This is a genomic window from Clostridium lacusfryxellense, from assembly GCF_018861735.1.
In the GTDB taxonomy this organism is placed as follows: Bacteria; Bacillota; Clostridia; order Clostridiales; family Clostridiaceae; genus Clostridium_AD; species Clostridium_AD lacusfryxellense.
The window spans coordinates 1-23,001 of record NZ_JAHLEB010000062.1 but is presented as its reverse complement, the minus strand read 5'-3'; the positions used below and the strand labels follow the sequence as shown (position 1 = coordinate 23,001).

20 protein-coding genes, 1 pseudogene and 1 riboswitch are annotated in these 23,001 nt (G+C 31.6%); of the genes and pseudogenes, 9 read left to right on the top strand and 12 right to left on the bottom strand.

What is annotated here, in order from left to right; translation table 11 throughout:
• Positions 1-64: 64 nt before the first annotated feature.
• The 4 genes from KPL55_RS22290 to KPL55_RS22275 form a co-directional block, all read right to left on the bottom strand.
• Positions 65-880: an alpha/beta fold hydrolase gene (locus tag KPL55_RS22290; protein WP_216308963.1), complete on the bottom strand. Its 816-nt coding sequence runs from the start codon at positions 878-880 to the stop codon at positions 65-67.
• Positions 881-1,002: 122 nt separating this feature from the next.
• Positions 1,003-1,614: a DNA-3-methyladenine glycosylase gene (locus tag KPL55_RS22285; RefSeq protein WP_216308962.1), complete on the bottom strand. Its 612-nt coding sequence runs from the start codon at positions 1,612-1,614 to the stop codon at positions 1,003-1,005.
• 191 nt (positions 1,615-1,805) lie between these two features.
• Positions 1,806-2,204, bottom strand: a complete 399-nt coding sequence (locus KPL55_RS22280; RefSeq protein ID WP_216308961.1) for a pyridoxamine 5'-phosphate oxidase family protein — start codon at positions 2,202-2,204, stop codon at positions 1,806-1,808.
• Positions 2,205-2,260: 56 nt separating this feature from the next.
• The gene (locus KPL55_RS22275; RefSeq protein ID WP_216308960.1) at positions 2,261-2,665 is read right to left on the bottom strand and encodes a ferritin family protein; all 405 of its coding nucleotides are present in this window, start codon (positions 2,663-2,665) and stop codon (positions 2,261-2,263) included.
• A gap of 192 nt (positions 2,666-2,857) precedes the next feature.
• Here KPL55_RS22275 and KPL55_RS22270 point away from each other — a divergent pair, with 192 nt between their 5' ends.
• The gene (locus KPL55_RS22270) at positions 2,858-3,421 is read left to right on the top strand and encodes a helix-turn-helix domain-containing protein (protein ID WP_216308959.1); all 564 of its coding nucleotides are present in this window, start codon (positions 2,858-2,860) and stop codon (positions 3,419-3,421) included.
• 102 nt (positions 3,422-3,523) lie between these two features.
• Here KPL55_RS22270 and KPL55_RS22265 read toward each other — a convergent pair whose 3' ends face one another.
• A complete protein-coding gene (locus tag KPL55_RS22265; RefSeq protein ID WP_216308958.1) occupies positions 3,524-4,780 on the bottom strand; it encodes a dicarboxylate/amino acid:cation symporter in 1,257 nt (418 codons plus the stop codon).
• A 212-nt stretch (positions 4,781-4,992) separates the two neighbouring features.
• Here KPL55_RS22265 and KPL55_RS22260 point away from each other — a divergent pair, with 212 nt between their 5' ends.
• The 3 genes from KPL55_RS22260 (at position 4,993) to KPL55_RS26445 (ending at position 7,314) form a co-directional block, all read left to right on the top strand.
• Positions 4,993-5,679, top strand: a complete 687-nt coding sequence (locus KPL55_RS22260; protein ID WP_216308957.1) for a response regulator transcription factor — start codon at positions 4,993-4,995, stop codon at positions 5,677-5,679.
• Entirely contained in the window at positions 5,676-7,073 is a 1,398-nt protein-coding gene (locus KPL55_RS22255) for a HAMP domain-containing sensor histidine kinase (RefSeq protein WP_216308956.1), read from the top strand. Before KPL55_RS22260 ends, KPL55_RS22255 begins: the two co-directional genes overlap by 4 nt.
• A 109-nt stretch (positions 7,074-7,182) precedes the next feature.
• Positions 7,183-7,314, top strand: coding sequence for an LDCC motif putative metal-binding protein (locus KPL55_RS26445; RefSeq protein ID WP_281418901.1), 132 nt, complete (start codon positions 7,183-7,185; stop codon positions 7,312-7,314).
• Positions 7,315-7,431: 117 nt separating this feature from the next.
• On the opposite strand, the gene KPL55_RS22250 is transcribed toward KPL55_RS26445, so the two are convergent.
• The 4 genes from KPL55_RS22250 to KPL55_RS22235 are packed head-to-tail and all read right to left on the bottom strand — an operon-like array spanning position 7,432 to position 11,163.
• Entirely contained in the window at positions 7,432-8,568 is a 1,137-nt protein-coding gene (locus KPL55_RS22250; RefSeq protein WP_216308955.1) for a Ger(x)C family spore germination protein, read from the bottom strand.
• Positions 8,555-9,301: a GerAB/ArcD/ProY family transporter gene (locus KPL55_RS22245; protein ID WP_281418900.1), complete on the bottom strand. Its 747-nt coding sequence runs from the start codon at positions 9,299-9,301 to the stop codon at positions 8,555-8,557. The genes KPL55_RS22250 and KPL55_RS22245 overlap by 14 nt, the downstream gene beginning before the upstream one ends.
• 31 nt (positions 9,302-9,332) lie before the next feature.
• The gene (locus KPL55_RS26440) at positions 9,333-9,674 is read right to left on the bottom strand and encodes a GerAB/ArcD/ProY family transporter (RefSeq protein WP_216308953.1); all 342 of its coding nucleotides are present in this window, start codon (positions 9,672-9,674) and stop codon (positions 9,333-9,335) included.
• Positions 9,667-11,163 (bottom strand): spore germination protein, encoded by a 1,497-nt coding sequence (locus KPL55_RS22235; protein WP_312887367.1) that lies wholly within the window; start codon positions 11,161-11,163, stop codon positions 9,667-9,669. Before KPL55_RS22235 ends, KPL55_RS26440 begins: the two co-directional genes overlap by 8 nt.
• 217 nt (positions 11,164-11,380) lie before the next feature.
• On the opposite strand from KPL55_RS22235, the gene KPL55_RS22230 reads away from it, so the two are divergent.
• The 3 genes and pseudogenes from KPL55_RS22230 to KPL55_RS22220 all read left to right on the top strand — a co-directional run.
• Entirely contained in the window at positions 11,381-12,469 is a 1,089-nt protein-coding gene (locus KPL55_RS22230; protein WP_216308952.1) for a tetratricopeptide repeat-containing glycosyltransferase, read from the top strand.
• Between the two features lie 244 nt (positions 12,470-12,713).
• Positions 12,714-14,048 carry a collagen-like domain-containing protein gene (locus KPL55_RS26130; RefSeq protein WP_246599744.1) on the top strand — a complete coding sequence of 445 codons (1,335 nt, stop codon included), beginning with the start codon at positions 12,714-12,716 and terminating at the stop codon, positions 14,046-14,048.
• A 217-nt stretch (positions 14,049-14,265) separates the two neighbouring features.
• Positions 14,266-14,841, top strand: a pseudogene (locus KPL55_RS22220) (glycosyltransferase family 2 protein); the annotation flags it as partial.
• A gap of 194 nt (positions 14,842-15,035) precedes the next feature.
• On the opposite strand, the gene KPL55_RS22215 reads toward KPL55_RS22220, so the two are convergent.
• Genes KPL55_RS22215 through KPL55_RS22205 form a run of 3 tightly spaced genes read right to left on the bottom strand, consistent with a single transcriptional unit; the run spans position 15,036 to position 19,148 of the window.
• Complete coding sequence (locus KPL55_RS22215) at positions 15,036-16,325, bottom strand: homoserine dehydrogenase (RefSeq protein ID WP_216308951.1); 1,290 nt, start codon at positions 16,323-16,325, stop codon at positions 15,036-15,038.
• Positions 16,326-16,379: 54 nt separating this feature from the next.
• Positions 16,380-17,870, bottom strand: a complete 1,491-nt coding sequence (thrC, locus tag KPL55_RS22210) for a threonine synthase (protein ID WP_216308950.1) — start codon at positions 17,868-17,870, stop codon at positions 16,380-16,382.
• A gap of 60 nt (positions 17,871-17,930) precedes the next feature.
• Complete coding sequence (locus KPL55_RS22205) at positions 17,931-19,148, bottom strand: cofactor-independent phosphoglycerate mutase (RefSeq protein ID WP_216308949.1); 1,218 nt, start codon at positions 19,146-19,148, stop codon at positions 17,931-17,933.
• Positions 19,149-19,308: 160 nt separating this feature from the next.
• A riboswitch (SAM riboswitch) is annotated at positions 19,309-19,418 on the bottom strand.
• A gap of 169 nt (positions 19,419-19,587) precedes the next feature.
• Here KPL55_RS22205 and KPL55_RS22200 point away from each other — a divergent pair.
• Complete coding sequence (locus KPL55_RS22200) at positions 19,588-20,250, top strand: vitamin B12 dependent-methionine synthase activation domain-containing protein (protein ID WP_216308948.1); 663 nt, start codon at positions 19,588-19,590, stop codon at positions 20,248-20,250.
• Positions 20,216-22,612: a homocysteine S-methyltransferase family protein gene (locus KPL55_RS22195; protein WP_216308947.1), complete on the top strand. Its 2,397-nt coding sequence runs from the start codon at positions 20,216-20,218 to the stop codon at positions 22,610-22,612. Before KPL55_RS22200 ends, KPL55_RS22195 begins: the two co-directional genes overlap by 35 nt.
• Positions 22,613-23,001: the final 389 nt, after the last annotated feature.

Here is a 23,001-nt window from a genome sequence, read left to right as displayed (position 1 = left end):
TGAGAATTAATTCTCATGTTAGTTTTTATTTTAATATACTTAATATGCACTTTAGATTGAAGCTTTATTCTTCGATAAAAGAAGCCAATACACTGTTAAATCTATCTTTCTCATCAAAAAACGACGCGTGACCACTGAATTCAAATGGCACAAGTCTTGAATTCTTAATACCTTGATTTTGTGCTTGACCAAGTGGAAACAGGCAAACTTTATCATGAATACCATGAATTATTAATGTAGGAACACTAATCATTCCAAGATCATAAAACAAACGTTCCTCATCTAACCACGTATTTGCAGTGGCTGCCGTTCCCCAACTCGATGCCTGAAGTCCTAACTTAAAAACCCAATCTGAGAATGCCCCAGTTTTATGTTGGAAGTAAAATATGTCTCCAAAGCCCCTAAGCATATTAGGTCTATCATTATATGTCCCTTTTATGATATCATCCACAGCTTGTTTTGGCAGTCCATAAGGAAAATATGGACGCTGGATAAGACTAGGAGCCGCTGCTGCAAACAGAGCAAGTTTGCATACACCATATTCTTTATGTCTGGCCATATACCTAATTGCAATTGCTCCTCCTGTAGAATGCCCTGCAAGCGTAAAATCTTTTAATTTGAGTGCATCTACAACTCCTCGAACATCATCTGATAACCGATCATAGTCATAACCGTCAAAAGGCTTATCCGATTCACCAAATCCTCTTTGATCTATTCCAATACACCTATATCCCATTTTAGGAAGTTGATTAAACTGATATTCAAATAACTTATGATTTCCAGGCCAACCATGAAGAAATAAGATTGTTTTTTCCCCCTTTGGATTGAGGTCCTCCACATAAATCTTTACATTTTTTTCAACTTCAACATAATACCCCACTTAAATACCTCCAAATAATAATCTTACATTAATATATTATTCATCTGAAGTTAATTATGTTAATTAAGAGTGATTTTAATATTCCAAATTATAAGAGAAGCCATGATAGCTTCCTTAATTCATTATTTAACAGATACCCAGTTATTTTCTTTTATGTAAAACCTCCATAAAAAGTCTATTGCTTCCTCTGCATAATTTATGCCAATCCTCTTCGCTTCTATTATTGAGAGATTCTCATTTTCCACTGGATCTTCAATATATAGATCACTTGTACATAAATCTTGATTGTTATTTCCTTTATTTATATTCATAGCAATACACAACTTAGATGGCCCTGTGGTTAAGTTTTTTATTTGGGCTTTTGTGAGTTCATTATAATATTTGTTAAATCTTAGCTTTGCCATTTCATTAAATTCATCTATTGGCTCAATTGCTCTAATTAAAACTCCTTCTGGAGAACCTTCCTCTTTTGTTATTACATTAAAGCAATGATACATGCCATAAATAAAATAAACGTATGCTATTCCTGGAATCCCATAAAGTGTTTCCACTCTAGGTGTCCTTTTGCCTCCATAAGCATGACATGCCTTATCTATTGACCCAATATATGCCTCTGTTTCAACTATCTTTCCTCTTAATATTACTCCATTTACCTCGTGCACAAGTATTTTCCCTAAAAGATCCTTAGCAACTATTAAAGTTTCTCTAGAGTAAAATTCTCTAGTAAGTCTCATAACTAATCCCTCCTAAGTATTACAAGTTCAAATCTAAAGTATCCGAATTTGCTACTTTGCTCTTAGACTATTATCTCATATAATAAAAAGAATAGAAACATACAGAATTGACTTCTCTACAAAACAGACAAAATAATAGACGCCCCTTTCCTTAACATAAATGTTAGGTTTGAGTGCGCCTATTGTGTTCCTTATAATGTAATTAATTTTGGAGCGTCTGAGAATGAATATATTGTTGCTTGTCCTTCTTCTATATAGAAAACTTCAAATATAGGATTTTCTGGGGTTTTATACATTTTTGCCAAACTTGGCATAACTTCAAATACTTTAGCTTTTGCTTCCAAACTTTTATCAAATACTGCTTTACCTTGTAATCTTATCCACTGACCATTATCTGACATAGTACATATTTCAAAATTTGGATTTATAGCTAATTGTTTATATACATCCTTTTCGTTACTTGTGCAAAAATAAATTTTGCCTTCATGTTCCATAGCAAATCCAAATGGACGTACTCTTGGCTTATCACCCTCAACAGTTGCAAGATAGAATAGTTTAGCATCAGCGATAAATTTCAATATTTCATTCATAATTATTACCTCACTTATTAATTTATTTATTTAAATTTAATTAAATACACATTATTTTATTTAGACTCTTTATCAACTAGATTCGTAAGTAACTCTCCATGACGGCGTTCATCCACTGCAATTGCTTCTATTTGCTTTGCAGCATCTTCCAGCCCACTTTCCCGTACCCTACTTGCAAATTGGTTTAGCCTTTCAAAAGCATTGGTTTCAGCTGGTGCAATCTTTTTTAAGAATTCAAAAATATCTTCGTTGGTGTTACCATTAAGAACTGCATATATACCTGCATGACGCATTTCATCTGCTGCAATTTTTAGAAGGATTTCTGATAATTCATCAAGCCCTCTTTCCTTAGCAATATATGCAAGCCCAGCATACATTCCTGCACCCTGTTCCTCACCTTTCCTATTTTTATCAGCTTGTTCTTCAAATTCTGTACCTTTTGTCACTCCATAAATACTCATATAGAAACCTCCTGATTTAACAATTTATATTTGATATATATAATTCAGCTTGCATTTTAGTGTAGATAATAATATATTAGTATTACTAACATTTATTTAATATTAACAAATATACTTGTGAGTGTCAATATTTTTTTAGTGATAGTAAATAATGTTTTGTATCACTAAACTATTTAAGGAGTGTTGTATATAATGTCCATCGGAAATAAAATTAGAAATTACAGACAACAGATAGATATGAATATTTCCAAATTAGCTGAGGAAACTGGATTGTCATGTGGATTTATCAGCCAAGTTGAAAATGATAAAGTATCTCTTTCATTAGAAAGTCTTAAGAAAATTTCTTCAACACTTAACATTCCAATAAAAAACTTTCTAGAGGATCAATTATTTAAACCAGAACTTGTACGTAAGAACTTTAGGCCAAAATTAAAGTTAGCTCAAGGTCCTGAAATAGAAGTATTATCAGCTGCATTTGGTAGGCAGTTACAAGTATTAATGGTTGATCTTCCATCAGGTTATCAGGCCGGCAATTGCACTCATACTCATGATGGCGAAGAATTCATTACTGTAATAAATGGAAGGGTTAAAATAACACAAGGAGATTTCACTTCAATTTTAGAACAAGGAGATAGTATTCACCTAGATAGTTCCTATCCTCATCTTTGTCAGAATTTTGATGATATCCCAGCTAAAGTCCTTATAGCTCTAACCCCACCAACATTATTACCAATTTGTAAAATAGAAGATATTTAATCAAATTAATTATAGATTAATGTATAATTGAATCTCCATAAAACAAAGAAAGCGACTATAAAATTTCATAGCCGCTTTCTTTGTTTAAATTTATATTTAATTCTATAATGTTTTCTTATAATTTATCAACCAATTTTTCCCTTCGACAAGCCTAGTAACTAGCAATGACGACACCGTGTTTCCAATGGCATTAAGTAGTGTTGCCGGTGCATCACAAATTACAGTAACAATAGCTATAATCGGAAACACCTCTGGTGGAAATCCATAAACACTTAATATTAACAACTCTCCAATCATTCCACCGCTTGGAATAGCTCCCATAACAGCCCCTACAAGAAGTGAAACAGCAATAATCCCAAAAATGGACGATATACTAGTCATGTCCTTACCAAACAATCCAATTAGGAATGTAATTTTTATAACACCACCAAATACAGAACCATCTTTATGGACATTTGTTCCTAGTGGAATTACTATTTCCGCAATATCAGTAGGTACGCCCATTTTTTTAACTGCCTCTAAATTAACTGGTATGCAAGCAGCGCTTGAACAGGTAGCTAATGCTGTAACTGATGGAATAGTAACATTCTTCCAAAATATTTTTACTGCGTTTTTCCCACCTGCTATAAATGAATAAATGCTAAAAAACCCAAAATAATAAATTACAGAAATAATTATATATAATACAAATATATTCAAATAACCATTTAAGATCTGACTTCCAAGTTGACCAACAATGGAGGCAAAATAACATCCAAGACCAACAGGTGCATAATACATTATAATTTTAACAATTCTCATCATGGTAACCGAGCCCGCCTCAAGAAGTCTTGCAAGAGGTTTCGCTTTTTCACCAGAAAGAGAAACAGATACACCAAAAATAATTGAAAATACAACAAGTTGTAACATATTCTTTCTCGAAAATAAATCTACAAAATCGGAAACAGTAAATGTATTAACAATTTGATTTAAAAATGAAACTTTTTCACTGCTTTGAGTATCTACCGCGCTTTTCATTAAACTTTTAAACATATCTAAATGAATACCACTTGTAGGATTAAAAATAAGTACACATACTGTTCCAACAATAGCCGCAATAAGTGATGTTCCAAGCAATACCAATATAAGACTGCCCATTATTGTGCGTAGCCTTTTCAGTCCGCTTATATTAGCCATGGCAGATGCTACACTAAAAAATACTAATGGAACTAATATCATAAACATTAGATTTATAAATAGTTTTCCAAATGGTTCAAAAATGGAAGACCTCGGACCCATGATACTACCCACAATTCCTCCAAATATTACGCAGCATAAAAGTATAATTGTAGACTTATAGTTTTTAATTAACTTTTTCATTTCTATCTCCTTCAAATTAATAATAAACATCTTCACCCGATTGTGGCATCCTAACATTATACAAAAATATTTTAAATAATATGTCATTTAATTAAACTATACTCTTTAACAAATCACATAATCTTTACATAAAGAATTTAAAATGTTTTGAGAATTATATGGTAGAATATAAATTAATAGTACTAAATGCTTAATAAAGGGGGGTGATGTTTATGTCAAAGAAAATATATCTGGTTGAGGATGAAGTCAGTTTGAATCTTTTACTTGAAAAATACTTGGAGCGTGAGGGTTATGAAGTAACTACATTTTCAAATGGTCTTTCTGCAGTTGCAAGAATTGAGGATTTACCAGACCTTTGGATACTAGACATAATGCTTCCAGATATTGATGGTTACGAGATTATTAAAGCTGTTAAAGCTTACAACAAAAATACACCTGTAATTTTTATGTCTGCAAGAAATGAAGAACTAGATCGCGTTGTGGGGCTTGAACTAGGTAGTGATGACTATTTATCAAAGCCATTTTTGCCTCGCGAGCTTATTATTAGAACTAATAAGCTTTTAGAAAGAGTTTATGGCACTGATAAAGATGATACCCACCAAATAAGCGACGACTTAAATATGGGCGAATACCGCATTAGCAAGAAACAACGAACAGTATTTATTGGAAGTGAAGAAGTTATTTTAACTAAAAAGGAATTCGAATTACTTTATTATTTTATTGAGAACAAAAACAATTTAGTTTCTAGAGAACAAATACTCGATACTGTATGGGGTGATGATTACTTCGGCTCAGATAGAGTAGTTGATGATGTCATAAGGCGCCTTAGAAAAAAAATTGATAAATTTACTATAGAAACTGTGTATGGATATGGTTATAAATTGGTATACAAATTATGAGTAAATTAAAATTTAAATTCAAATTCAACTCATTAACCATGAGAATATGGACAACTTTTACGGTAATAATACTTATAATAATTTCAAGTATCTCATTTTTCTATCTTGTTGCATTTAAAAACATAGATGAGAAGGCTAAAACAGAAGACCTAAAAGTATCACATGCTAATTTGCTGGAAACTAAAAATTTTACCCAACCAACTAGAGATGGCGAATATCGGAATTTAAAAGGAAGTGATTATTTTATTCTTAATGTAGACAGTAATAATACTGCTGAAATTATAAATATAAATAAAGTTCGCGGAATTCCACCAAATGTATCAGGTAATTCCAACTTACCTTATAATTTATATGATAAAAATATTAAAGTATGGATGTCAGGTTTTATTACAGATGGTACTCTTTCTCAGAAAGTATTTAAAGATTCCTACAATGGCAAAAAATTTATTTTCATAATAAGTTCTATCCAATATGGAACTTCTGGAAAGTCATTCTTAATAACTTATATGCCAGAAATGCAAAATAACAGCTTACTTTATGTGGTGCTTTGGGTAGGAATTATATTTATAGCTATTGGTTTTTTAACTTCTAAATTAGTTGCAAATTATATTTCAAAACCTCTTAAAGAACTTGAGGATTTCACTATTAGAATATCACATAAAGATTGGACAAAACCTATCCTTGTTAAAAATGAAGATGAAATTGGAAGGCTCGCAAACTCGATGAATATGATGCAAAAAGAACTCAGACGCACAGATGAAGAAGAAAAAATGTTTTTGCAAAGTATATCACACGATTTAAAAACACCAGTTATGGTAATTATGAGCCATGCGGAGGCTATCATAGATGGTGTGTATGTTGAATCCGTTGAAAAAAATGCTGAAATAATAAGAGATGAGGCTCTAAGCCTTGAGAAAAAGGTTAAACAGATGTTATATTTGAATACCTTAGATTACGTTTTAGAAAATAACTTCGAAAATATTGAAATTAATTTGCATAAGTTGCTTCTCCATATTGTAAATAGATTTGAAGTAATTAATAATAATATTAATTGGGATTGCAGAATAGATGAAGCTCTTATAAACGGAAATGTAGATAAAATACAGGTTTCCATCGAAAATATATTAGATAATAGCCTAAGATACGCTAAAAGTCAGATAAATGTAAGCTTAAAAAAAGAAGGTACCTTTGCAGTAATTACGATGTATAATGATGGTCCTCATATCCCACAGGAACACCTATCCCATATTTTTGACAATTTTTACAAAGATAAAACTGGCAAATTTGGTCTTGGACTTGCCATCTGCAAGAAGATTGTAAATTATTATAATGGGGAAATAGAGGTTACAAATAGGGATGTTGGTGTTAGTTTTTCAATTAGATATCCGTTATAAACATTTTTACTTCTCTAATCTTTATATTTTCTTCACATAGAAATGTTATAATTAAGATATAATCAATTTATATAACGAATTAAAATGAACCATTAAATGGAGGCTTTATATGAACGCATTAAAAAAATGGTATGATAATTTTCTAAAAGGAATGGAAAAAGCCAATAAAGAATCATTTGGCGATAAAAAACTAGATTGCTGTGGATTAAATTCTAAGCAAAAAAAAGTTCAGAAAAAATAAATAAACATTAAAGCCATTTATATTATAAATATGAATGGCTTTTTTAGTAGGTGACACTACGAAAAGCTTGAATAAATTTATAAACTATATTTTAAACGGGAAACTCAAAATTAATAACTACTTTTGAGTTTTATCCTTTTGATATAAAAATTGACCTCTTCCAATGTTATCAACCTTCACCACTACATTAACTACAATATCCGCCTTACAAACAACATCATCCCAATCTGTTTGGGGGTTTCGTCCAAAGGTAGCTGCAGCATCACGACCAAGTTCTAAACAGTCTACTTTATACTCATTTTGCATCTTATTTAAAAATTTATAACACTTTTTCTTTGTCTCTTCCTCTAATTCATGACTGTACGCCTCTAATGTTTTGGTATTTCCCATAAGGTCCATATACATAGTGTTATTTACTATCTTCCCTGTGAATTCTAAATCAATATTAAATTTATATTTGCCATTTATTTTTTCACATCGAACTTTTCTTTTAACCACTCCGTAACTTGATATATAGTGGTGTGAATCGTTTTGAATTGTTAGCATTCCTTTAACTTTATTCTCTCTTAAAAAATTTAAATACCTAGCTTCTTCCATAGGTATTTGTAAAACCATCTTGTCTTTCTTAAAAACAGCCAAACCTGTTATAGTAATATTGTTATTTATTATATCCAAGTAAGGAACAATTAAATTCCTACCTTCTGAATTTACCCTTACATGCATATCTATTATTTTATAGTTGACAGACATAAAATTCTGTTGCTGAGCGCTCTGTATCATACCGTTAATATGATCAGATGCAGTTGGAAAATCTACAGTTTTAAATTTTAGCATATCAAGGGCCTTGCCTTTACAAATAACAACCCATGCAGAATCATTAAGCTCTTGATTAGCTAACAGTATATCTACACTAGCATTAAAACCATCCGCAGCCATATCCTCGCTAAAAATAAATACTTTCTGCAATCCAAGAAAGAATTCTTTGCTGCTGATATTTTCCCTGTTTGACCTGGTGTCTGGAATATTTTTAGCAATACCTTCTAGTACAACACTTGATATTTCATCTGGTTTGATAAAAGTATATACGCTGGCAGCAACGTTATATTCATTAACGGGACCATTTTTGTCGATGTCAAAGGATATTCCTGAAGCAATATCTCTTTTTTCTATAGAAACAATACCTTTACCTGAATTGAAAAATAAATATATAATTATACATGAAATAGAGATTATAAGTAGACTATATCTTTTCATTTATAATCTTCTCTCCTTTTTTGTTAATAATCTTATTTTTATCTATTAAAATTGTTAATAATGCAATTAAGGTTACGTAAGCAATATTAAATGATGTTATCCAAGGTATAACTTTGCTCAAAATATCTCTCCTAATTACTTCATTATCTATAAAAATTGGTAACACAAAAATAATCGGTAATAGTAAAAAACAAACCCATTTTCTTTTTATTTTAATAATATTGGTAAGTATTTTGGTTGAGGCATAAAATTCAACAGCTATTGTTTTATATGCTATAACAATCCATATAATAATGTTTACATATCTAAAGTTATTTACAACAGGTATTTTAAATGATTCAGCAACAAATGAAAATGGCCATAATTGTTTTAGGACTAAATCAGGTCCTGAAAAATATATAGATGTAAAAACTATCCAGGTATAAATTAAAGTTATTACAAGAGTGCTTGTTAATGCAGCTTTTAATATATTCTTTTTTTCCTGTACATATGGATAAATTACTAATAATATTTCCATATTTGCATACGCAAATGAAGATTGTATACTCCATTCTAAAATTTTGGGGATGCCTGCTCCTAAAAAAGGTTTTACATTTAATAGACTAGCAGACTTAAATGTTACTGTGGATGCTAAAATTACAATTAATAATAAAAAAAATGTTATTGTAGTAAATCTGGCTAATACCTTTAAACCCTTAATTGAAGCGTAAAAAGCAACAAGGGCTAAAATCATAACCATTTTGAAATGTGGAATAAAATATATACTATACGCTCTTAGTTGGTTGCTTGAACCTGAAATGACCCATTACTTCATAAAACAAAAATTGAAACATAAACAACAAATTTAAAACATTTCCTACTATTTTTCCAAAGAAGGCTTTACTTAAATTCATTATATTACTATCAGGATATTTCTTTATTATTATCCCTCCAATTAGAACAATATATAAAGGATATATTGCACCTATAATGGTTGAAATCCACCCATCCTGTTTTGCAATACTAACTACATTTGCTGGCAAACTTGTTACACTCATGCCTATTATGCACCCAACCAAGATAAAAAAAAGCTCAACAGAGGTTAATAACCTGTTTTTTTTATTCATCTTTCTTTCTCCTAAACATATTTCTAGAATTAGTTTGTCTTGTGATATTTCTATTTGAGATAATGGAAGGACGAGCATTCATTTTCCAAAATGGGGCCCTTATGAAGGTATCCTTTAAATCATCCTTATTAAATGCCATATATGGAACACCAAAATTCTCCAATGAACATAAATGAATAATAAGTAAAGTATAACCTGTAGCAATCCCCATCATACCCATGCTATTAGTTAAAAATAGCATAGGAAACCTTAATAGCCTCATAGCAATAGACATATCAACTGTAGGAATTACAAAAGAAGCAATAACTGTGATACCAATTACAAGCAAAGTAGTTGGACTTACCATTTTTGATTCTACTGCAGCATTTCCTATAATAATACCTCCAACTATGCTTAAAGTTTGTGCTATTTTTGTGGGAAGCCTTAATCCCCCTTCTCTTAAAATCTCCATCAATATTTCCAGTATGAGTATCTCCATAAAAGGTGAAAGGGATATTTCTATTCGTGATTGCACTACGGGAACAACAAATTCAACAGGTATGAGTTCAGCATTATATTTTATTAACGTTAAATACATTGATGGTAGTGAAATTACTAAGAAAAACGATAAAACTCTAAGAAGTCTTATAAAATTTGCAGGTATTGTTCTTTCATTATAATCTTCAACAGTGTGAAAAAATTCTACAAATACTGAAGGGGTCGTTACTACAAATGATGATCCATTTAAAATTAAAGCTATTCTACCTTCCATAATATTTGCGGTAACTCTATCCCCCCTCTCCGTAGTCAAGTTCATAGGAAAAATGCTGGTGGGGTTTTCATCTACCAATTCCATTAATGCACCTATGCCAACTATCGAATCTACATCAATTACACTTATTCTTTTTCTTAGCTCATCCAAAGCCTCAGTATTCACTAAATCTTTAATATAAACTAATGCTAAATCCGTTTGTGTCCGTCTTCCAACAACGAGTTTTTCAATTGAAAGGTTTGAATCTTTTATTTTCCTTCTAATTAAACTTATATTAACTTCTAAGTTTTCTACAAAACCATCCCTGGCTCCTCTCAATGACGCTTCATTATCAGGGTCCGTTATTTCTCTAATTTTGCCACCACTTGTATCAATTATTACATAATCATCTATATTCTCAATTACAAATAAAGTATTCCCATTTTTAATTTCTCTATAAACTTCTTGAGTATTTCCTTTAATAACTGAACAGTCAGCAGTTATGTAACTACTACACAAAAGACTTGGGGTCTCGCTATTTAATGTTATAGAACCCCGAATTTCAATCATCAAAGGATTAAGAATATCCCTATTAATAATATTTTTATCTACTAGTCCATCAATATATATGATAGCCCCTTTTATCGATGGATCTTCACCCATAGATATATTTTTCACTTTAATTGGGGCTGATAGTCCTAAGCCATTTTTAATATTATCAATCTTAGAGTCGATACTTTCCTTTTTTATATATATCACCTCAATTAAATTTCTAACTAATTATTACTTAAGCATTTATTCTAACCTTTCTATGTTAAAAACATACATATCATCTTTCTATTAAATTAATCAAATAGTGTAAAGCAGCCAATAATTTGTTGGTTGCTTTTACTATTCTATTACGAATAACTTTGGAACCTATAATTAAATAAAATCATATAATGATATGCGTGATAGCTAAATGGGAGGCTTTTAAATGAGTAATAAATATAAAATTTGTGTTTATGCAATCTGTAAAAATGAAGAGAAGTTTGTTGACCGCTTTATGGATCATGTAAGCAATGCCGATGTTGTTATAGTTGTAGATACAGGATCTACAGATAATACAATTAATAAACTAAAAGAAAGAGGGGCGCTTGTTTATTCTATAAATGCTACTCCATTTAGATTTGATTATTCCAGAAATGAATGTTTAAAGTTTGTACCTAGCGATATTGATATTTGTGTATCCTCTGATCTTGATGATGTTATTGAGGACGGTTGGAGAAACCATTTAGAAAATGTTTGGACAAAAGAAACCACAAGAGGATCATATCTATATAATTGGAGCGTAAATACTGATGGATCACCTGCTGTTCAATATACTTGGTCAAGAATACACTCCAGACATGGATATAAATGGATATATCCAACACATGAAATTTTAGAGTATTTAGGTGATGGGGAGGAGAAAGAAGTTTATATTCCCGGACTAGTCTATAATCACAGACCTGATACAACAAAAAACAGGAGCTTAAATCTTCCATTATTGAAATTAGCTATTGAGGAAAATCCAGATAGTAGTAGAAATCTATATTATCTTGGCCGCGAATATATGTTTAATAGTAACTGGGATGATTGCATTTTAACCTTAGAGAAGTATTTAGACATCCCCACCTCAAATTGGGAAGACGAAAGATCCTCTGCTATGAGGTTTATTGCAAAATCATATTATGAAAAAGGAGAAATATTAAACTCTAAAAAATGGTTTCATAAAGCAATAGGTGAGTCTATATCATCAAGAGAACCCTATGTTGACTTATCATTATTAGCTTATAAAGAAAACGATTGGGCTAGCGTTTATTATTATGCAAATGAATCATTAAAAATCAAGGAAAAATCATTTTCCTTTGCAAACGAAGCATCAGCTTGGGACTACACTCCTTATGATTTAGCAGCATTAGGCTGTTACAATTTAAATATGATAGATAAAGCCATAGAATTTTCTAATCAAGCTATTGAGCTTGATCCTAATAATGAACGATTATTGAATAATCATAAAATTTATTTATCTAGTGTAGAATAGTTGTATTTAAAAAATATAGATTGAAATTGTAATCTATATTTTTTAAATTTAAATATATATTTTAAATTTGACTAGTTTTTAATATATTTCTTTAACACAAACATAATATCTGCATATTATGTATAGAAAGTACAAGCATTAACTTAGAAGGTACAAGCTATTAACTAAAAAATGTAAGTTTCTTAAATAAAAAAGAAATAGTATTTAAATATAGAAAATATTATTTATAGGGAAGGTGTCAATATTGAGTAAAAAATATAAACCAGATGAGATAGATGATTCTTATGAATATTTAACCTCTAAAAAACACGATTGTGATGACAAACATGATCGTTGCGATAAACATGATTGTTGTGACAAGCACGATTGCTGTGACAAACACGTTTGTTGTGATCCTTGCCATCCTTGTGAGGTAAAATGTATAGTCGGACCAACTGGTCCTCAAGGCCCTCAAGGTCCTACTGGCCCAACTGGACGTACTGGACCTCAAGGTCCTCAAGGTCCTACTGGCCCGACTGGACGTACTGGTCCTCAAGGCCCTCAAGGTTCTCAAGGTGCTCAAGGTTCTCAAGGCGCTCAAGGTTCTCAAGGTGCTCAAGGCGCTCAAGGAGCCCAAGGTGCTCAAGGAGCTCGAGGAGCTCAAGGTCCTCAAGGTCCTCAAGGTAATCAAGGTAATCAGGGTGCCCAAGGTCCTCAAGGAGATCAAGGTACTCAAGGTTATCAAGGTGATCAAGGTAAACAAGGTCCTCAAGGTTATCAAGGTGTTCTTGGTTCTCTAGGTTCTCATGGTCCTCTAGGTTTTCAAGGTTCTCATGGTTCTCAAGGTCCTCAAGGTGTTCAAGGACCTCAAGGTATTCAAGGTGTTCAAGGTTCCCAAGGTCCTCAGGGATCTCAAGGTATTCAAGGTGCTCAAGGTCCTCAAGGTGTTCAAGGTCCTCAGGGTGTTCAAGGTAATCAAGGTTCCCAAGGTCCTCAAGGTGTTCAAGGACCTCAAGGAACTCAAGGTGCTCAAGGAACTCAAGGCTCTCAAGGAGCTCAAGGTAATCAAGGAGCTCAAGGTCCTCAAGGTGTTCAAGGGGCTCAAGGTAATCAAGGAGCTCAAGGTGCTCAAGGGGCTCAAGGGGCTCAAGGTGCTACTGGCGGAACTGGTGCTACAGGCCCAAGTTTCAATTCCTATGCAAATGGTGTTATAACAACACCAAAAGTATCAATTCCAGTAGGGGGCACTATCATTTATGATAGTGTAGCTATTGTAGGACCTGATTTAAGTTATAATGCAGCAACAGGTGTATTTACAGTTAATACAACAGGTGTTTATGTAATTGACTGGAAAATTTCTGTTACTCCAAATCCTGGAACTGTTTCTATAGAAATTGATTTAGTATCATCCCTACGTGGTGTAGTTGCTGGTATATCAATTACAGCAACAAATCCATTAATATCTGGTTCTAATAGAATTTATGCAGCAACAGCAGGAGAAACTTTCAGATTTGTTAACAATTCCGATGGTCCTATTAGTATAGTATTAGTAGGTCTATCTGGCCCAATTGGAACTGTATCTGTTTTCAGAATAGTTTAGTAGTATTTAAATAAATTATAATAACAAAATATAAAAATCTCATTACCCTAAAAGGCTGCCTGTCGAGGCAGTCTTTTTTTTGCATAAGTTAAATTATATAATCACATAAAGTTCACATATTGATTTGATAGTGGTGCTACAATTTAGCTTTATAATTTTAACTATAGAGAAAGACAAAACATTAAATTAAAGAATATTAATGAAGGGAATGATAATAATGAGTAATGGTATTGTTTATTCCGTGGTGGTACCTTTATATAATAAAGAACTTGTTATAAATGAAAGTTATAACAGATTAAAATCCGTAATGGATAATACAAACGAAATTTATGAAATCTTATTTATTAATGATGGAAGTAATGACACGACAAGAGATATGTTAGAAAATATATGTAGAGAAGATAAGAATATAAAGCTAATAAATTTTTCAAGAAACTTTGGTCATCAAGCTGCAATAACTGCAGGCATGAAAGAAGCCTTAGGCGATGCTGTTATTGTAATAGAAGCAGATCTTCAAAATCTCCCTGAATATATAATAGATATGATTCAAAAATGGAAAGAGGGTAATGAGATTGTATACGGCAAAAGAGTTAAGAGTGGCCGCAAAACCTTTTTAAAAAAATTCACAGCTAGTGCCTTTTATAGAATACTTAGAAAAATTACAAATATAGACCTTCCAGTTCACACTGAAGATTTTAGGCTAATTGATAGAAAAGTATGTGATGCGCTTAATTCATTACCAGAAAAAAATAGGCCTTTATATATAATTTCTAGTAGGTTAAGTTATAACGAACTTAAGAATAGTGTAACTTTTAAAGGAAAAAGATCTTCTGAAATATACGACTTAAAACCCAACTCTAAAAAAATAGTGTCTAATAATTAGTTTTTTAAAATAATAAAAATCCTCTTAAAAACGTTATAGATTGTAACTAATGTTTTAATATATAAAATCAAATTTAAGAGGATTTATTTGTATTACTACTATACCTATTTAAATGATTCAATCCTTATAATGCTTTCTACCTTATTAATGTTTTCTAGTTCCATTATTTGTTCTAGTGAATGTCTTATGTTTTTTTCTACACTTTTATGTGTAATAAATGCTAATGTTGCATGATCTTGATGTTCTACCTCTTGGGTAATTGATACAATACTAACATTATTTTTACCAAATATTTTTGCTGTATCGCCAAGTACTCCTGCTTTATCTTTAAAATCAAGTCTTATATAAAATTCCGATTCATTTTCTTCCCATTTCTTAACTTCTTTAAAATCTTTTTCATCATTTAAAATCTTTAAGTCAGATGGTTTTACATTGTTTCTTAATATTGATATTATATCACCTACAACTGCACTTCCAGTTGGTAAATCTCCTGCACCTTTTCCATATAACATTAATTCTCCAACTGCATTTCCTTTTATTAAAATTGCATTAAAGGCATCATTTACATTTGCCATTGGGTGATTAGATGGTACTAATGTTGGATGTACTCTTAGCTCTAATTTATTATTTTCTTCCTTTGCAATTGCTAAAAGTTTTATAGTGTAACCAAATTTCTTTGCATATTCTATATCTATATCGCTGATATTTCTTATTCCTTCCCTATAAATAGAATCATGATCAACATCTGTTCCAAATGATAGTGAAGCCATTATAGCAAGCTTATAGACAGCATCATAACCATCAACATCAGAAGTTGGGTCAGCCTCCGCAAATCCCAAATCTTGAGCCTCTTTTAATGCCTCATCAAAACTACTTCCATCTGTAGTCATTTTACTTAATATATAATTAGTAGTCCCATTTATAATTCCAATTATCTGCTCAATTCTATTTGCTGTAAGACTTTCCTTGATTTCACGTATTATTGGTATTCCACCAGCCACACTTGCCTCATAATAAAATAATACATCTTCCTGATCCGCTGTTTCAAATAACTCTTTTCCATAGTTTGCAATAACTAATTTGTTCGCAGTTACAACATGTTTTTTAGCTTTCATTGCACGTATCATATATTCCATGGCTTCCTCGCGTCCACCAACAAGTTCAACTACAATTTTTATACTATCATCATTTATAATATCATTTATATTATCTGTTAATACTCCACTTGGAAGTTCAATATCTCTTTTTTTATCTATATTTTGTACAAGTATTTTAGAAACCTCTATTTCATAATTCGAACGTTTCATTATCTCTTTTTTATTTTCAAGTAGTATTTTCCATACACCTGTTCCAACATTTCCAAAACCTAAAATAGCTATTTTTACCTTTTCCATGCTAAATTCTCCTTTCCTAACCAACTATCCGTGATGCCGATCAAAAACCATTAATTATATTTTGAGTATCTTTTCAATTTGTATTTGCATCTCATCTTTTTCACAAACAGTTTTGTGAAGAACAGGCCTTGTTTCTAAATCTTTTATTCCTACTGGAATATCACCCTTTGTTATTTTACTGAGCTCCTTAATTAATTCAAAATCATTTAATCCTATATATTTTGCATCTATTGACTTCATAACGTCTGGTGTAAATTTATAAGGGCTTGCAGTGGAGACAATAACTGTCTTTGTACTATCCTTTGTTGTTTCTAAGTATTTTTGATATACCGCATAAGAAACTGCAGTATGTGTATCAATTACATAATTAGTATTTTTATAAACTTCAGTTATTGCGTGCGCTGTATCTTCTTCTGTCGCATAACCTCCAAAGAAGTCCTGTAGCTCTTTTTTCATATTATCATCGATCTCATATTTACCATCTGATTTAAGCTTATCCATAAGGTTTTTTATCTTCTTTGAATCTTCCCCACTCATAGCGTATAGAAGTCTTTCAAGGTTGCTTGAAATTAATATATCCATTGAGGGCGACATAGTTATTACAAAGTCCCTTTGCCTGTCGTATATTCCAGTATTTATAAAATCAAATAAAACTTTATTTTCATTTGAAGCACATATAAGTTTTTTAATTGGAAGTCCCATTCTCTTTGCATAATATCCTGCTAATATATTACCAAAATTTCCTGTAGGAACACAAAAATTTATTGCATCTCCGGTATTAATCTCACCACTATTACAGAGTTGAGTATATGCATAAAAATAATATACAACTTGTGGTATTAATCTTCCTATATTAATTGAATTCGCTGATGAGAACATTTTATTATTTTCCTCTAGTGATTTAAGAAGATTCTCATCTGTAAGCATCTGCTTAACTCCATTTTGTGCATCATCAAAGTTTCCTTCAATACCTATAACAAAAGTATTATCACCAGTTTGAGTTAACATCTGTCTTTTTTGAATTTCGCTAACACCTTCTTGTGGAAAAAACACTATTATCTTTGTGCCTGGTACATTTGCAAAACCTTCTAGTGCTGCTTTTCCTGTATCACCAGATGTTGCAGTAAGAATAACCATTTCTTTGTTAATGTTTAATTTTTTAACTGCATTTTTCAATAAATAAGGTAATATCGATAATGCCATATCCTTAAATGCTAAAGTTGGCCCATGATATAACTCTAAAAAGTATGATTGTCCATGCTTTACAAGTGGCGCGATAATGCCCGTATCAAACTTTTCATCATATGCCTTGTCAATTGACTCTAACAAATCTTTTTCATCATAATCAGTTAAGAATTCCTTCATTATAGTAAATGCTAATTCTTTATAGTTCATATTTTTTAATTCGTTAAGTTCAACTGTTAACTTAGGTATAGATGTTGGTACAAAAAGACCTCCATCATCGCTTAATCCTCTTGCTATAGCTTCTGCTGATTTTACTAGTTTCTCGTTTCCTCTTGTACTTTTATAATATATTTGCTCCATAATATTATTCCTCCTAATTATATATCCCTTATATCTACACCCTATTTATATATATCTGTTTTATATAGTTCCTTTTATAAAATAATCCATTAGCTTATATCCTTCTGGAAAATATAGCCCTGTTTCATTTGCTGTAAATTCATTATAGTCACCATTAATATTATCCTTTTCGTCATTGCTTTGATATATTAAAAATGGAACTGGTTCGCTTGTATGAGTTCTAAGTGATAGCGGTGTTGGATGATCCGGAAGTATTATCATTTTATAATCTTCACCTAATCTATCCATTTCATCTTTAATAACCTTAACTATTTGGTTGTCTATAAACTCTATAGCTTTATATTTGTTTTCTATTTCATATCTATGACCACACTCATCAGGAGCTTCAACATGGACATACACAAAATCATTCCCCTTTGCCATTTCACTAAGAGCTGCTTTTGCTTTACCTATAAAATTAGTATGAATGTTTCCAGTGGCGCCCTCTACATCAATAACATCCATACCTGCACACATCCCTATGCCTTTTATCAAATCAACAGCAGAAATTACTGAACCTTTTAAATTATACTTTTTATAGAAACTTGATAGAAGTGGTTTCTTTCCTTCACCCCAAACCCAAATTGAATTTGCTGGTTTAAGCCCCCTTGCAACTCTTTTTTTGTTTATATCATGCTCAGATAAAAATTTATAACTTTTCTTTGTCATTTCCTCTATTATTTCACTACCTGGTCCCTTAGGCATATATTCTTTTACCTTTTGACCTAATATATCGTGAGGTGGTGTAAGTTTCCACTCATATGGACCATTGTCCCATATAATAAGATGCCTATAGCTAATACCAGGGTAGAATTTTATTTCCTGCGTACCTAAATAATCACTTAATGCTTTTATTAGTACCCCTGCCTCCTCAGTTGTAATTTCATCGGAACTATGGTCAATCATAATCTTTTCCTCAAACGGTTCATCACTTGAGACTGTTACCAGATTACATCTAAAGGTTATGTCAGTATCTAACATTGGAACACCCATACTTGCCGCTTCAAATGGTGAACGACCGCTATAATATACAAATGGGTCATATCCAAAAACAGCCATGTTTGCTGTATCACTTCCTGCAGGCATACCTTGGGGTACAGTTTTAACCATTCCTAGAGTACCACGCTTTGCCATATAATCCATAGTAGGTGTATTAGCGTATTGAAGTGGTGTTTTGCACGCAAGCTCCTTCACAGGATAATCTGCCATCCCATCTCCCAGTACTACAATATACTTCATATTAACACTCCTTTTAATAATTTTTTTAATTAAGATTTCTTATAATTTAAAATATTTATAATTTCACTTCGTTACTAACATTTCCCTCTATTTTTATATAACAAAAACTGCTTTCAAGTAAGAAAGCAGTTTTCTATATTACATTCGTAAAAAACTGATCTTCTTATTACTCAGAACTTCGTTCTGCAGGAATTGACACCGTTACATTCAAAAATGAATGTCGGTTGTCGGGTTTCATAGGGCCAGTCCCTCCACCTCTCTAAATAAGATATTTATTAAGTTTTTGTTTGTTTTTTATTTTAACTCACTTAGAATTAATTGTCAATACAAATTAAAACATAATACATATTATTAAATCATTATAATATATAATAAAAGAATATATTTGCAATTATTTTATTTATACTTTATTCTAGTATAAAACTGATTGGAGACTACTATGGTAATTGATAAAAAAGAAGTATTAAGATATTTAGGATATAAAAACCAAGAAATTGATAGGAAAATGATGGATTTAGTTGATGAATGTTGTTATGAAATTATAGATATAAGTAAACCTAGTTCAGTTTATGAAATCTTTGATATTGAAAGAAATAACGATGAACTATTACTCATTGGTAGCACTTTAGTTTTAAAAGATAAAGACATAAAAGATCTCCTTGTAAACTCTGTTAAATGCGCTGTTATGGCTGCTACCTTAGGGTCAGCTGTTGATATCAAATTAGCATATTACTCAAGATTTAATATTACAAAAGGTGTAATTATGGATGCCTGCGCAAGCACAGCAATTGAATATATATGTGATGAGCTGCAAGATAAAATCATGAAAAATGCCTTACAAGATAATTTATATATCACAACTAGATATAGCCCAGGCTATGGAGACTTTTCTATAGCTAATGGAGCAGAAATATTAAATGTTTTGGATGCTTATAAAAAAATAGGACTTACTATTACTGAAAATAGTATTATGTTACCAAGGAAATCAGTAACCGCACTTATAGGACTTAGTAAAGTTAAAAATTTTAAATCTCATACCGGTTGTGAGAGTTGTAAAAACGTAGGATGTGAATTTAGAAAGGTTGGTGGATATTGTGTGTAATAAAATAAATTTTAATAATTTTCTATTATTTGATGGTGCTATGGGTACAATGCTTCACAAGTATGGAATTCAAAGAGGCGAATTACCAGAAAGTTATAATGTAATCCACCCGGAAATCATCGAAAAGATACATAGTGAATACCTTACTGCTGGAAGCGATGTTATTACTACTAATACTTTTGGTGCAAATAGATATAAGCTTAAAAATACTTCATATACTGTAGAACAAATTGTAACAAGTGCTGTTAAAATTGCAAGAAAAGCCGCCGGTGATAAACTTGTTGCACTTGATATCGGTCCTATTGGTCAATTAATGGAGCCACTTGGAACTTTATCATTTAATGACGCATACGAAACTTTTGCAGAACAAATTAAAATAGGCGCTAGGGAAGGCGTTGATATAATCCTTATTGAGACAATGTCAGATATTTATGAGGCAAAGGCCGCTATTCTTGCAGCAAAAGAAAATTGTAGCATTCCCGTAATATGTACAATGTCATATCAAGATGATGGTAGAACATTAACTGGCACGGACCCAATAACAATGGTAAATGTTCTTCAAAGCTTTGGGATAGATGCTCTCGGAGTAAATTGTTCTCTTGGACCAAATGAAATGCTTCCAATAATTACTGAAATTCTTAAGTACTCCAGTATTCCAGTTATAGTTCAACCTAATGCAGGCCTTCCTAAACTTAAAAATGGAGATGCAGTTTATGATGTTGATGCACATGAATTTGCCGAGTACGCAAAAATCATGACTGAAATGGGTGTTACAATTTTAGGCGGATGTTGTGGAACCACTAGTGACCACATAATAGCTATAAAGAATGTAATCGCCCAGCTAAAACCTGTAAAACGTAATGTTAAAAAATTTACAGCAGTTAGTTCACCTTCCCTTACAGTAGTTCTTGGAGAAGAAGTTAAAATTATCGGTGAGAGAATAAACCCTACAGGCAAGAAAAAACTTAAAGAAGCATTAAAAAGCAACAATCTTGACTATATACTTACAGAGGCTATTAATCAAAGAGATGCAGGAGCACATATACTCGATGTAAATGTTGGTCTTCCTGAAATTGACGAAAAAGAAGTTATGATAAATGTTATAAAAGAAATACAAAGCATAATAAATCTTCCACTTCAAATTGATAGTGTTAGACCCGATGTAATTGAGTCAGCAGTTAGAATCTATAATGGAAAACCGCTAATAAATTCTGTTAATGGTAAGGACGAAGTAATGGACGCCATATTCCCAATAGTTAAAAAGTATGGTGCATGTGTAATCGGACTCACTATCGATGAGGATGGTATTCCTAGTACCGCTGAGGGTAGACTTAAAGTAGCGCAAAGAATTATTCAGAGGGCAGAGGAATATGGAATAGATAAGTCAGATATTATAATAGATTGTCTTGTGTTAACTGCATCCGCTCAGCAAAGTGAGGTTAAAGAAACTATAAGGGCAGTCCAGCTTGTTAAAAGCACACTAGGTGTTAAAACTACTCTTGGTGTAAGTAATGTATCCTTTGGATTACCACAAAGAGGAATGTTAAATAGGACTTTCCTTGCCGCAGCATTAACTGCTGGGCTTGATGCACCAATACTCAATCCTCTGTCTGTTGATATGACGTCAACAATTGATGCATTTAATGTATTATGGAATAAAGATATTGCTTCAACAAAATATATAAAAAATTATTCATCATTTGAGGGAAAACCAGTCACTATTGAAACATCAGTAGTTAAAGATTTAAGCGCCATTATTATTGATGGCATGAAGGAAGAGGCCTCAAAAACAACAAAAGAACTCCTAAAAACTATGACTGAAATGGAAGTAGTAAATACCTACTTAATACCTTCCCTTGATATAGTAGGTCAAAAATATGAAAGTGGAGAAATATTTCTTCCCCAGTTATTACAATCAGCAGAAACAGTGAAAAAATCTTTTGAGATAATTAAAGAAAAAATGATGACAAGTACAGATAAAAAGATTAGCAAAGGTAGCATTGTACTCGCAACTGTTAGAGGCGATATTCATGATATAGGTAAAAATATAGTTAAAATCTTACTCGAGAATTATGGTTTTGATGTAATAGACCTTGGTAAAGATGTACACGAAGATGTTGTAGTTGAGGCAGTACGTAGTGGAAATATTAAATTAGTTGGTTTAAGTGCACTTATGACCACAACAGTTAGAAGTATGGGAGAAACAATAAAGGCACTTCGAGACAATAATTTGGATTGCACCGTTCTTGTTGGAGGCGCAGTTTTAAATGAAGAGTATGCAAAAATGATAGGCGCAGATTATTATGCAAAAGATGCAACTCAAACTGTAAAATTTGCTAGAAAATTATTTCATTGCGAATAGTGTAAACAAGTATGAGTTTTTCCTGAGAGGCACAAAATAAGAGTTTGAAACGTGAAATTCCATTAAGAAATTCTAATCTTTTGAAAATATAAAATTTTATATTTGCAAAAGAAGAATTTTAAATGGAATTTCAATGTTTCTGCTCTTCTTATTTTGTGCCTCTCCCAGAAAAATTCATACTATAATAAAAAAAAGTATATATTACTATTAATGCAGTCACTTCGCTAAGAACTACTAATTTTATTTTTAATTAATCTGCTAAAAACATAAACTCGCTATAATCTGTACCCTTTGTCAAGGACAATTTGAAAAAAACTATACTAAATTATTAAGATGGTTTCTGTATTGAACAGGAGTCATCTTTTTCAAATCCCATTGATATCTATATC

What these genes read in the sequence shown, in the direction of transcription:
- KPL55_RS22260 (WP_216308957.1), top strand. Translation starts at nt 4,993, where the DNA reads ATGTCAAAGAAAATATATCTGGTTGAGGATGAAGTCAGTTTGAATCTT.
- KPL55_RS26445 (WP_281418901.1), top strand. Translation starts at nt 7,183, where the DNA reads ATGAACGCATTAAAAAAATGGTATGATAATTTTCTAAAAGGAATGGAA.
- KPL55_RS26440 (WP_216308953.1), bottom strand. Translation starts at nt 9,674, where the DNA reads ATGAATAAAAAAAACAGGTTATTAACCTCTGTTGAGCTTTTTTTTATC.
- KPL55_RS22255 (WP_216308956.1), top strand. Translation starts at nt 5,676, where the DNA reads ATGAGTAAATTAAAATTTAAATTCAAATTCAACTCATTAACCATGAGA.
- KPL55_RS22270 (WP_216308959.1), top strand. Translation starts at nt 2,858, where the DNA reads ATGTCCATCGGAAATAAAATTAGAAATTACAGACAACAGATAGATATG.
- KPL55_RS22265 (WP_216308958.1), bottom strand. Translation starts at nt 4,780, where the DNA reads ATGAAAAAGTTAATTAAAAACTATAAGTCTACAATTATACTTTTATGC.
- KPL55_RS22285 (WP_216308962.1), bottom strand. Translation starts at nt 1,614, where the DNA reads ATGAGACTTACTAGAGAATTTTACTCTAGAGAAACTTTAATAGTTGCT.
- thrC (WP_216308950.1), bottom strand. Translation starts at nt 17,870, where the DNA reads ATGGAGCAAATATATTATAAAAGTACAAGAGGAAACGAGAAACTAGTA.
- KPL55_RS22200 (WP_216308948.1), top strand. Translation starts at nt 19,588, where the DNA reads ATGGTAATTGATAAAAAAGAAGTATTAAGATATTTAGGATATAAAAAC.
- KPL55_RS22280 (WP_216308961.1), bottom strand. Translation starts at nt 2,204, where the DNA reads ATGAATGAAATATTGAAATTTATCGCTGATGCTAAACTATTCTATCTT.
- KPL55_RS22275 (WP_216308960.1), bottom strand. Translation starts at nt 2,665, where the DNA reads ATGAGTATTTATGGAGTGACAAAAGGTACAGAATTTGAAGAACAAGCT.
- KPL55_RS22205 (WP_216308949.1), bottom strand. Translation starts at nt 19,148, where the DNA reads ATGAAGTATATTGTAGTACTGGGAGATGGGATGGCAGATTATCCTGTG.
- KPL55_RS22230 (WP_216308952.1), top strand. Translation starts at nt 11,381, where the DNA reads ATGAGTAATAAATATAAAATTTGTGTTTATGCAATCTGTAAAAATGAA.
- KPL55_RS22245 (WP_281418900.1), bottom strand. Translation starts at nt 9,301, where the DNA reads ATGATTTTAGCCCTTGTTGCTTTTTACGCTTCAATTAAGGGTTTAAAG.
- KPL55_RS22250 (WP_216308955.1), bottom strand. Translation starts at nt 8,568, where the DNA reads ATGAAAAGATATAGTCTACTTATAATCTCTATTTCATGTATAATTATA.
- KPL55_RS22215 (WP_216308951.1), bottom strand. Translation starts at nt 16,325, where the DNA reads ATGGAAAAGGTAAAAATAGCTATTTTAGGTTTTGGAAATGTTGGAACA.